6 protein-coding genes and 3 pseudogenes are annotated in these 11,475 nt (G+C 59.7%); 2 read left to right on the top strand and 7 right to left on the bottom strand.

Going from position 1 to position 11,475, the window contains the following annotated elements:
• Positions 1-195: 195 nt before the first annotated feature.
• Positions 196-1,053, top strand: coding sequence for an alpha/beta fold hydrolase (locus LRS40_RS12130; protein WP_231313783.1), 858 nt, complete (start codon positions 196-198; stop codon positions 1,051-1,053).
• A 245-nt stretch (positions 1,054-1,298) separates the two neighbouring features.
• Here the strand turns inward: LRS40_RS12130 and cspA are convergent, their stop codons facing one another.
• The 5 genes and pseudogenes from cspA to fdhF (LRS40_RS12105) all read right to left on the bottom strand — a co-directional run.
• On the bottom strand, positions 1,299-1,511 hold the full coding sequence (cspA, locus tag LRS40_RS12125) for an RNA chaperone/antiterminator CspA (protein WP_106994905.1): 213 nt from the start codon (positions 1,509-1,511) through the stop codon (positions 1,299-1,301).
• Positions 1,512-1,987: 476 nt separating this feature from the next.
• Complete coding sequence (gene fdhF, locus LRS40_RS12120) at positions 1,988-4,135, bottom strand: formate dehydrogenase subunit alpha (RefSeq protein WP_231313782.1); 2,148 nt, start codon at positions 4,133-4,135, stop codon at positions 1,988-1,990.
• Positions 4,136-4,296: 161 nt separating this feature from the next.
• Positions 4,297-5,316: a HoxN/HupN/NixA family nickel/cobalt transporter gene (locus tag LRS40_RS12115; RefSeq protein ID WP_142486852.1), complete on the bottom strand. Its 1,020-nt coding sequence runs from the start codon at positions 5,314-5,316 to the stop codon at positions 4,297-4,299.
• Positions 5,317-5,330: 14 nt separating this feature from the next.
• Positions 5,331-7,555 (bottom strand): annotated as a pseudogene (gene hypF, locus LRS40_RS12110) (carbamoyltransferase HypF).
• A gap of 3 nt (positions 7,556-7,558) precedes the next feature.
• Positions 7,559-9,544, bottom strand: a pseudogene (fdhF, locus tag LRS40_RS12105) (formate dehydrogenase subunit alpha); the annotation flags it as partial.
• Positions 9,545-9,596: 52 nt separating this feature from the next.
• On the opposite strand from fdhF (LRS40_RS12105), the gene LRS40_RS12100 reads away from it, so the two are divergent.
• Positions 9,597-10,451: an IS5 family transposase gene (locus LRS40_RS12100; RefSeq protein ID WP_231313781.1), complete on the top strand. Its 855-nt coding sequence runs from the start codon at positions 9,597-9,599 to the stop codon at positions 10,449-10,451.
• Here LRS40_RS12100 and LRS40_RS12095 read toward each other — a convergent pair.
• Both LRS40_RS12095 and hydN read right to left on the bottom strand, forming a co-directional pair.
• Positions 10,449-10,622, bottom strand: a pseudogene (locus tag LRS40_RS12095) (hypothetical protein); the annotation flags it as partial. The gene LRS40_RS12100 and the pseudogene LRS40_RS12095 sit on opposite strands and share 3 nt — an antisense overlap.
• 40 nt (positions 10,623-10,662) lie before the next feature.
• Positions 10,663-11,208 (bottom strand): electron transport protein HydN, encoded by a 546-nt coding sequence (gene hydN / locus LRS40_RS12090; RefSeq protein ID WP_142486855.1) that lies wholly within the window; start codon positions 11,206-11,208, stop codon positions 10,663-10,665.
• Positions 11,209-11,475: the final 267 nt, after the last annotated feature.

The following is an 11,475-nucleotide window of genomic DNA, read 5'->3' as shown; positions in this document are numbered from 1 at the left end:
CCTCTTTAAAAACAGGCAATGCCGGGAAGAGCGTTGCCCGGCAACGATGAGGGTGGGCCGCCTGGAGCGTTCAGGCCGCTGTGAGCGCAAAGCGGGCATCAGGATACAGAACAAAAAAAATCGCCAGATGAGTGAGTAAAAGCTACAGTCAATACAGCTCCAACTGGTATGACCACACAAAAAAAGGCTCACCTGATGAATTCGATAATAATACCGGTCACTGAAGGCGGATTTCTGGCTGCCACGTTATGGGAAAAAAACGATGCAAGAGCACTGGTTATCCTTCATCCTGCTACGGCGGTTGTGCAGGCGTTTTACAAAGGCTTCGCAGAGTATCTTAACAACATGGGATTCAGCGTTCTGACTTACGACTACCGTGGGACGGGTCGCTCGAAGTCGGGAATGCTCCGTCACTACAGCGTCTCCATGTCAGACTGGATCGAGCAGGATGTAGGCTGCATAACGGCCTGGGCTAAGGCGCGTTTCCCCGGGCTTAGCCTGCTGGCAGTGGGTCACAGCATTGGTGGGCACGCCGTTCTGCTTTCGACGGCCACCCACTCCCTGAAGGCGGCGGTCATTGTGGCATCACACGCCGGGGTGACCAGGACCATCAAACATACGGCAGAAAAGGTACGCGTATGGTGCTTACTGCGTATTCTCGCGCCGGCGCTATGCCGTATCTTTGGGTATATGCCTGCCAGGCGCCTCGGGCTGGGAGAAGATTTACCCGCGCCTGTGATGCTACAGTGGGGACGCTGGAGCGCAATGCCGGGTTACTTTTACGACGATCCTGACTGGGATGCGCGCCGACGGGCAAGCGAGATAAGGTTACCCTTACTGGTGATGGGTTTTGATGACGATCCCTGGGCTAACCCCGAAGCCATTACGCGCCTGCTGGAGCCGGTACAGCACGCAAAAATTGAACGCCAGGAGATACGGCACGCGGAATTCGGTCTCTCAGGCGTCGGCCACATGGGCTTTTTTCGTACGCGATGTGCAGAGAAATTATGGCCTGTCGTCGGTGAGTGGCTGGAGAGTCAGTGCCCGGGATGATAACGACCCTGGCGACTACGAGCCAGAAACAGATTTACGGCCTGCAGCAGAAAGGGAAATACCGTCCGGATTAAACGTAGCAATGCGTTATTAAGCCAGGCGGCAAAATAAGCGAACCGCTGTCATGCGAAATTAAGTTAATAAAAAACCCGCTCAGGGCGGGTTTATTTTATTATCAGCAATGCTTAACTGCTCAGGCTATTACCTTCATCGCTATCGTAATAACTACTGATAATTAACGCAGATTACAGGACTGTGACGTTTCCGGCAGCAGGACCTTTAGCGCCATTTTCAATGGTGAAGGAGACTTTCTGGCCTTCTTCAAGGGTTTTGAAGCTGTCGCTCTGGATAGCAGAGAAGTGTACGAAGACATCTTTGCTGCCGTCATCAGGGGTGATAAAGCCAAAACCTTTATCTGCGTTAAACCATTTTACTAAACCAGTCATTTTATTAGACATAGATAATTCCTTAATGATGAGCCACTTAAACGCGGCGATGATGGCCTGTATTGCGAGAGTTACTTACCTGGCACTTAGGAGGAGACTCATGAAGAAGGGTATCTGTGGATAACACTTGAACTGAGGACTGCTTTACTAAAACTGCTTTCGTAAGGTCTGTTTTCCAAACCGATGGCGCTATTAAGACATAGAAAAATTAGCTAAGCAATGTTTATATTATTTATTTTACCCGTTTAAACACCCGGATGGCTGAATGGCTGATATATCCCCTGTCCTTTTAAATTTCCACATTTTCCGATCGGAGGAATATATTCCCAAATAAAGTATGAGCGCAAAAAAAAGCAGCCCTTGGGGGCTGCTGATTATGATGACAAAGTGCCCGCATTTTTGCCGGGTGGCGCTGCGCTTACCCGGCCTACCGTTTCTGTAGGCCCGTGCAAGCAAAGCGCCGCCGGGCGGCCCTTCGGGGCTGCTTTTTACACTTTAGCCAGTTCCCTTAAGTGCTTTTTCAGTTTGTGATATTCATCAATCACGTACTGTTCGGCACCCTGCTGGTCGGCAATCGGCTCCACGCGCACGGCGCAATACTTATACTCCGGCGTTTTGGTAATCGGGCTCAGGTTCTCCGTCACCAGCTCGTTACAGGCTCCGATCCACCACTGGTAGGTCATGTACACCGCACCCATGTTCGGGCGATCGCTCACCTGGGCGCGGGTAATGACTTTGCCTTTACGCGATGTGACCCACACCAGGGCTTCGTCTTCAATACCGAGGCGCTTCGCGTCGGCGGTATTGATCTGCGCATAGCCCGGTTCATCCGCCAGGGCAGCCAGTGCCGCACAGTTACCGGTCATCGAACGGCAAGAGTAGTGGCCAACCTCACGCACCGTCGACAGCACCAGCGGGTACTCGTCGGTGAGCTTGTCGATCGGCGCAACCCAGTCGCAGGTATAGAGCTGTCCCAGCCCGTTCGGGGTGGAGAACTCTTTTTCGAACAGGTAATCCGTCCCCTGATCGGCCTCTGACTCGTCGCGGCACGGCCACTGGATATAGCCCAGCTCGCCCATCTTCTCGTAGGTGGCTCCGAAGAAATCCGGGCACAGATGACGCAGTTCATCCCAGATCTGCCGGGTGTTGTCATAGTGCATCGGATAGCCCATCCGGGTGGCGATCTCGCTGATGATCTGCCAGTCGGTTTTGAGATCCCACTTCGGCTCTACCGCTTTGAAGAAGCGCTGGAAACCGCGGTCGGCGGCGGTGTAAACCCCCTCGTGCTCACCCCAGGAGGTGGACGGCAGGATCACATCGGCGGCGGCGGCGGTCTTGGTCATAAAGATGTCCTGCACAATGACCAGCTCCAGCTCCTCAAAGGCCTTACGCACCGCGGATAGCTCGGCGTCGGTCTGGAGCGGATCTTCCCCCATGATATAGGCGGCACGCACTTCGCCGTGCGCGACCCGGTGCGGCAGCTCGCTGATGCGGTACCCGGTATGGGCAGGCAGAGATTCCACGCCCCGGGCTTTGGCGAACTTAGCCCGGTTTTCCGGGTTGTTGATGTACTGATAGCCCGGATAGGTATCCGGCAGCGCACCCATGTCGCACGCGCCCTGCACGTTGTTCTGCCCGCGCACCGGGTTAACCCCGGCGTAAGGCTTGCCGAGGTTGCCGGTCAGCAGCGCCAGGCTGGTCAGGGAACGTACGGTTTCCACGCCCTGGTAGAACTGGGTCACGCCCATGCCCCACAGAATGGCCGCGTTTTCCGCTGCGGCATACATCCGTGCCGCCTGGCGGATCTCCTGGGCGCTGACCCCGGTGATGTCTTCAACGGATTCCGGCGTGTAGCCTTCAACGATTTTGCGATACTCCTCGAAGCCTTCGGAACGGGCCGCCACAAAGGCGCGGTCGTACAGCTGCTCTTCGATAATCACGTGCCCCATCGCGTTGAGCAGCGCGATGTTGGAGCCGTTTTTCAGGGCGATGTGCATATCGGCAATGCGCGCGGTTTCAATTTTGCGCGGATCGCAGACGATAATCTTCGCCCCGTTGCGTTTGGCTTTGATCACCCGGTTCGCCACGATAGGGTGCGAATCCGCCGGGTTATAGCCAAAAATAAAGACCATATCGGCATTCTCGATGCCAACAATGGAGTTACTCATTGCGCCGTTACCGACCGACTGGTGCAGACCTGCAACCGATGGGCCGTGTCAGACGCGCGCGCAGCAGTCGACATTGTTGGTGCCGACTGCCGCGCGGGCAAATTTTTGCATGATGTAGTTGGTTTCATTCCCGGTGCCGCGCGATGACCCGGTGGTCATGATCGCGTCCGGGCCGTGTGCGGCTTTGATCGCACAGAGTTTAGTGGCAACGTAATCCAGCGCTTCGTCCCAGGAGACGGCCTCCAGCTTGCCGCCGCGCTCGCGACGGATCATCGGTGACTTCAGGCGCGGGGTGAGGATCTGCGTATCGTTGATAAAATCCCAGCCGTAGTAGCCTTTCAGGCAGAGATCGCCCTGATTGGTCTTACCCTGTGCCGCTTCAGCCTTGACGACTTTGCCGTTATCGACCACCAGGTTGATTTTGCAACCCGATGCGCAATAGGGGCAAACCGTGACGACTTTCTTCATCGGTAGTTACTCCGTTAGTAATATGTCCTCAGCGGTATGCATGAAGTGTGCCAGCATGAAATTTGAAGTTAAGTAGCTGAAATTGTGGAAAAATAGAGAAAGAGTTTTGCGGGGGGGCAGCCGTTCGTCATAAATGTCATGACGAACGGACAGCGATGACGTTAGCGTACGATCAGCGCGTCGTAGCCTTTGAAGCGGTAGTTAATCAGAGAGGCGATCCAGCAGAGGATAAACAGCCCGACCACGATAAACCCGGCGTTGCCCAGGTTGTCATTCAGCGCCGCCACGTCGTTCCACAGCCCGCCCGTCAGACCAAACTTATCCGCCAGCAGGCCCAGCGCTTCCAGCCCGCCGATAAACAGCGCCACCACCACCGAGGTGCCGGTAATGGTCATGTTGTAGTAGAGCTTGCGCTGCGGCTTGTTGAAGGCCCAGCCGTAGGCACCCACCATAATCAGGTTGTCGAGCGTGTCGATCAGCGCCATACCGCTGGTAAACAGCAGCGGGAAGACCATGATCGCCCATACCGACATGCCGCTGGAGGCCCCGGCTGCGGAGATCCCCAGCACCCCGATCTCGGTGGCGGTATCAAAGCCGAGGCCAAACAGAAAGCCCACCAGATACATATGCCAGCTGCGGGTCACCAGGCGGAACGCCGAGCGGAACAGCCAGTTCATCACCCCGCCGCGGGCAAAGGAGACCTCTTCCGGCACCTTCTCGCCGCGCTTCATTTTGTTAAAGCTGCCCCAGACGTCGCGCAGAATAACCAGGTTCACCAGCGCCATCGCCAGCAGGAAAAAGGCCGACACCGCCGTGCCGATGGTGCCGCCGGTCTCGTGGAACCATTCCATGTTACGGCTGAAAGCGGTAGCGGTCGCGGCGATGGCAATCGAGGCCAGCACCACAATGGAGGAGTGCCCCAGCGAGAACCAGGCCCCCACGCCGCACGGGCGTTTGCCCTGCTGCATCATCTTGCGGGTGACGTTATCAATGGCGGCGATGTGGTCCGCATCCACCGCGTGCCGCAGGCCGTAGCACCAGGCCAGCAGGCTGGCCGCCATCAGCGACGGGGTGTTGTGAAAGAGGTAGAACGCGGTTCCCCAGGCGAGAATATTGGTGGCGATCAGGGCCAGCATCAGCGCCATGGCCTTGGGGTGGTTGTTGAAGTATTTGATAAACATCGTGATATCCCGATTTAAGAAAGAGACGCGGCAGCAATCACCGCCTGTCCAAATGCAATCGCGCCGTCTCCGGCGGGCAAGCGCCCGGGAAACAGCACGGTAAAATCGTCCAGCCAGAATTGCAGGCGTTCCCGCAGGAGCCGGTTGTGCATAACCCCGCCGCTACAGACGATGGTGCCGAGGTTGCAGCGGCGGGCATGCTGCACCGCCAGCGTCGCCAGCCCGCCGGCCAGCGCATCGTGGAACGCCCACGCGCGCTCGGCGTCAGAGGCCTGCCAGCCAAGCCACTGGTGCCAGAAGGTGGCCATATCCAGCTCGCCGTCGCGTACCGGCAAGGTGACCGGATGGCTGACCGGCCCGCCGTGCAGCGCCAGGGCCTCCAGCCGACAGGCGGCCTCCCCTTCGTAGCTGAGCTGCGCCGGAGCGCAGCCCGTTGCGGCGGCCACCGCATCAAACAGCCGTCCGGCAGACGAGGCCAGCGGAGAATTCACCCCGCGGGCGATGGCCTGGGCCAGCGGCGGCCAGGGTTTATCCAGCAGCACCCGCGCCTCGGGGCGGGCTTGCCACCCGGGCACAAAGGCCTGGAACTGGGCCAGCAGGTTGCGCCACGGCTGGCGTGCCGCAAGGTCGCCGCCCGGCAGCGCCACCGCAGGCAGCCCGCCGAGCCGGTCACAGCAGCGGTAGTTGACCCGCAGGCACTCCCCACCCCACAGGGCACCGTTTTCCCCCTGGCCCAGCCCGTCAAGGACCAGGGCGATGACGTCCCCGCCGTCGCGCGGCCAGCCATGTTCCGCCAGGCAGGCCGCGGCGTGGGCGTGGTGATGCAGCACGCGATGGTGGGGATACGGCATCTGCTCCCCGAGCCGGGTGGAGCGATAGCCGGGATGGGCGTCGGTCACCACCCCTTCCGGGCTGAACTGCCAGAGATCCTGAAGCACGGTCAGGGCTTGCTGCCACTGGGCCAGCGCGTCGTCATCCCCCAGATCGCCCAGGTGCTGGCTCAGGATCGCCTCCCCGCCGCGCACCAGGCAGAAGGTGTTTTTCAGATCCGCGCCAAGGCATAAAAGCGAAGGTACATTGGCAAAACCGGGCGGCAACGGCAGCGCGTCCGGGACAAAGCCCCGGGAGCGGCGCAGCATTTCGCCGCTGGCGCGCAGCACCGAGTCGTCCATGCGCTGAACGATGTCGCGGTTATGCAGCAGCCAGCCGTCGGCAATCCCGTCCAGATCCTGCATGGCCCGGTCGTTGGTCAGCGCCGGAGGGCAGCCGTTCAGGTTGCCGGAGGTCATCACCAGGGGACGATCCAGATCCTGCATCAGCAGATGCTGGAGCGGGTTCGCCGCCAGCATTACTCCCACCTCGTTCAGCCCGGGGCGATGGCTTCGCAGCAGGCCAGGAGCCGCTTATCCACCAGCACAATGGGTGCCGCCGTGGAGCGCAGCAGCGCCTGCGCTTCTGCAGGAAGTGCAACAGCTAATCGCGGCGGGATCATCACCGCCAGCGGTTTCGCCGGACGCCGCTTGCGCGCGCGCAGCCGGTTAACCGCCAGCGCATTGCCGGCATCGCAGGCCAGATGGAAGCCGCCCAGCCCCTTTATCGCCACGATCCCGCCCTGCTTCAGTGCCTCCACCGCAGCCCGCAGGGCGCTATCTTTCTCTTCACGCCACTCGCCGCACACCCAGCTCAGCTGTGGCCCGCAGTCGGGGCAGGCCACCGGCTGGGCGTGAAAGCGCCGGTCAGCCGGATTGCGGTACTCCGCCGCGCAGGCCGGACAGAGGGCAAACTCCGCCATGGTGGTGGCCGGGCGGTCGTAGGGCATCGCCCGAATAATGGTGAAGCGTGGCCCGCAGTGGGTACAGTTGATAAAGGGATAACGGTAGCGACGCTCGCCCGGATCGTTCATCTCGGCCAGACATTGCGGGCAGGTGGCGGCATCCGGCACCACCTGAGTGGTCATCTTCCCCTGCCCGCTTGGCAGAATGGTGAACGCCTCCGGCAACGAGGCCCAGTGCCACGGCTGCTCGCTGATGTCGTCAATGCGCGCCAGCGGCGGGCCTCCGGCGGCCAGCCGGGTGATAAAATCCTGCGCCTCACCGGTCAGGCGCACCACCACCCCTGCTCCGTCGTTGCAGACGTCGCCTTTCAGCCCCAGCTGCCGGGCCAGTTGCCAGACCCAGGGGCGAAACCCCACCCCCTGGACTTTGCCGCGAATGCGCAGCAGCGTGCCGTTTGTACACATTAATTAACTCTCTACCGCCTCACGCAGGCGTTGTTTCATCGCGCTGTAGGTGGTCTGGGCATAGTTTTCTGCCCAGGCTTGATCGGCAATAGTGTCGATCTTCACCGCGCAGTATTTGGTTTCCGGCGTTTTCGAGACCGGGTCGAGGTTGTCCTGGGTCAGCTCGTTGCAGGCCCCAATCCACCACTGATAGGTCATGTATACCGCCCCTTGATTGATGCGTTCGCTCACGTCGGCGCGGCTGATCACCTTCCCGCGGCGGGAGCTGACCCACACCAGCTGACGATCGCGGATGCCGAGTTGCTGCGCATCCTGCGGGTTGATCTGCACAAAGCCCGGCTCATCCGCCAGGGTTTGCAGCGCCGCGCAGTTGCCGGTCATCGAACGGCAGGAGTAGTGCCCCACCTCGCGCACGGTGCAGAGCACCAGCGGATAGTCGGCGTCCGGCATCTCCGCCGGTTTGCGCCATGGCGCGGCAAACAGCTGCCCTTTGCCGCTCGGGGTGTCGAAGCGGTTGTCCGCGTAGAGCCACGGCGTGCCCGGATGATCGAGGGTCGGACACGGCCACTGGATGTGCCCCATCTCGCCCATTTTTTCGTACGTCACGCCGTAGAACAACGGACACAGCTCGCGCATTTCGTCCCAGATCTGCTGGTTATCGCGGTACGCCATCGGGTAGCCCATCGCGGTGGCGATCAGGCTGATGATCTCCCAGTCGCGCTTGACGTTGCCCTTTGGCTCCACGGCTTTTTCAAAACGCTGGAACCCCCGGTCGGCGCAGGTGAAGACCCCGCCATGCTCGCCCCAGGAGGTGGCGGGCAGCAACACGTCCGCCGCCTCGGCGGTTTTGGTCATAAAGATGTCCTGCACCACCACGAAGTCGAGGGCGTCAAAGCCTTTGCGTACCAACCCTAAGTCGGCTTCGGTCTGGAGCGGATCTTCCCCCATGATGTAATAGGCTTTGACCTTGCCCTCCAGCGCGAGGTGCGGCACTTCGGTGATCCGCACGCCGACCTGGTCATCAATCAGTTGTGGATCGACGCCCCACGCCCGGGCGAATTTCTCCCGCACCTGCGGGTCCGTCACGTCCTGATAGCCGGGGAACTGGTTGGGGATCACCCCCATGTCGCACGCGCCCTGGACGTTATTCTGCCCGCGCACCGGGCCGACGCCGCAGTGTTCGCGCCCGAGGTTGCCGGTAAGCAGCGCCAGAGTGGAGAGCCCTTTCACCACGTCCACCGCCTGCCCGAACTGGGTGACGCCCATCCCCCACATCACGGTGGCGGACGGCGCGGCGGCATAGATGCGCATCGCATCGCGGATCTGCCGGGCGCTGACCCCGGTAATTTCCTCGACGTTTTCCGGAGCGTAGTCGCGGACCGTTTCGCGCAGCGCGTCCAGCCCTTCGGTGTAGCGGGCGACGTAATCGCTGTTGTAGAGGCTCTCGTCCAGCAGGGTGTAGATGAAGGCGTTCACCAGCGCCATGTTGCAGCCGTTGTGGATCTGCAAATGCCGGTCGGCGATGCGCGCGGTTTCAATTTTGCGCGGATCGCAGACGATCACCCGGGCGCCGTTCTGTTTGGCTTTGATCACCCGGCGGGCGACGATCGGGTGCGAGTCGGCGCAGTTGTAGCCGAAGATCAGCAGGCATTTTGAGTTTTCGATATCGCTGATGGAGTTGCTCATCGCCCCGTTGCCCAGCGTCTCCTGCAGCCCGGCCACGCTCGGCCCGTGGCAGACGCGGGCGCAGCAGTCGACGTTGTTGGTGTTGAGCACCCCGCGGGCAAACTTCTGCATCACGTAGTTGGTTTCATTCCCGGTGCCGCGCGATGACCCGGTGGTCATGATGGCGCGCGGTCCATGGCTGGCCTTGATCTCACCCAGGCGTCGGGCGGTGTAGCGGATGGCTTCATCCCAGGAGACGGGCACAAATTTACCGCCCTTCTGGTAGCGGATCATTGGCTGGGTGAGGCGCGGCGTTAGGTTTTGTACGAAAAGTCGTTGTGGCTAAAATTGCCGCCATGACCGGTTGGAGGCCCGTATGGCAAGGCGTTACGAACTTTCTGATGCGTCATGGGAGCTGATCAAGGATTTGGTTTCTCCAGAACAGAAAATGGGCCGTCCTCGCAACAATGATCGTCAGGTTCTCCACGGAATTCTGTGGATCCTGTGCTCGGGCGCTCCCTGGCGCGACCTGCCTGAACGCTTTGGGCCTTGGTCAACGGTGTATCAGCGTTTTCGTGACTGGCGCGACGACGGCACATTCGAGCGAGTACTGGAGCGTCTGCATATTCGGCTGAACCGGGAAGGACTGATCGACTTGGACACCTGGATGATCGACTCCACCGCAGTACGAGCAACCCGAGCCTCTTCAGGCGCCGGGAAAAAAAGGGGGCCTGAAGAACCGTTAGACCATGCCTTGGGGCGCAGTCGAGGCGGTCTGACCACCAAGATTCACATGGTGTGCGATGCCAATGGCGTGCCATTGCATTTCAGGCTTTCACCAGGACAAGCCAGTGATGTCTCCCACGCTCAGCCGCTGCTGGATGCTGTAAGAATTGCTGGCAAGCCAGGACGACCGCGTAAACGTAGCCGGTGGTTGCTGGCTGACAAGGGATACGATGCCGAGCACCTGCGCCAGTACTGCGACCGTTACCGAATGCAGCCGGTAATCCCATTGCGCGCTATGCCGCGCAAACCTCGACCTGGCTTGCCCCGACTGTTTGACCGGCCCAAATACCGGCAACGGAACATCATTGAGCGGATGTTTGGCTGGCTGAAAGAAAATCGCAGGATCGGCACTCGCTATGACAAGCTGGCCAAGAGCTTTGCAGCCATGGTCACCTTGGCCTGCAGCCTACGTTGCATGCGGCAATACTTTTCGTACAAAGCCTAGCAGCCGGGTGTCGTTGAGAAAATCCCAGCCGTAATAGCCTTTCAGGCACAGCTGATTCTGGTTGGTGACGCCCTGCGCGCCCTCCGCACGAACGATTTTATTGTTGTCGACAATGAGTTTTAATTTACAGCCCGCACCGCAGTACGGGCAGACGCTGGTGATTTTTTTCATCAGTAACAGACCTGCTAAAAGTGAAAAGAGAGGCAGAGGCTTACAGCATCTGCGAGGAAACGGAGTCCAGCGCCGCGCGGCGGCGTTTCTCGAGACTCAACTGCTCAAGCTTCTGCCTGTCGATGCAGACAATGGCATTGGTCGGGCAGGCCTGAATGCAGGCGGGGCCGTCCGGCTGGTGGTAGCAGAGGTCGCACTTGTTGGCCTCGGCCTTCTCTGACATCACGTTCAGCCCGGCGCCAATGCTGCGCACAACCGGACGCAGCACCACTTCCATCGCGCCGTACGGGCAGGCCACCACGCAGGTTTTGCACCCGATGCAGCGCTCCTGGTGGACGTGAACAAAGTCGTTATCGCGGGTGATGGCCCCGTTCGGGCAGACGCTGGCGCAAGGGGCGTCTTCACACTGGCGGCACATGGTGGCCGTGGAGACGTTGACGCCTTTGATGACGTGAATGCGCGGCAGGAAGTTCTGCGGGGTCAGCGAGGCGCAGTCCTGGGTGTCGTGGTGCGACACCACGCAGGCCACTTCACAGGTACGACAGCCGATGCATTTGCTGGCATCGGCAATGATGAAACGGTTCATTCTTATCTCCGGGAATGATGATTAGCTTGCCGGAGGTATGCATAAATTGGGCCAGATATTAATATTTTGAATTTAAAAGGATTTATCTGGTAGGGCGGCTGTCATCGACATAAGTGACGATGACAATGACACGTCTGAATGCCGTCAGCATTGTAGGCCGGGCAAGCGAAGCGCCCCCAGCATGGCCTTTCTGGAAAGCTCCTCGCAAACTTTAAAGTAACCTTATGTAATTCATGGTTAAGGCTTTTATTCCCGTTATCAGCCTCG

The organism is Leclercia sp. G3L (genome assembly GCF_021117075.1).
GTDB classification, from domain to species: Bacteria; Pseudomonadota; Gammaproteobacteria; order Enterobacterales; family Enterobacteriaceae; genus Enterobacter; species Enterobacter adecarboxylatus_C.
Note: the sequence above shows the minus strand (reverse complement) of the source record. Positions and strands in the feature narration are given on the sequence as shown.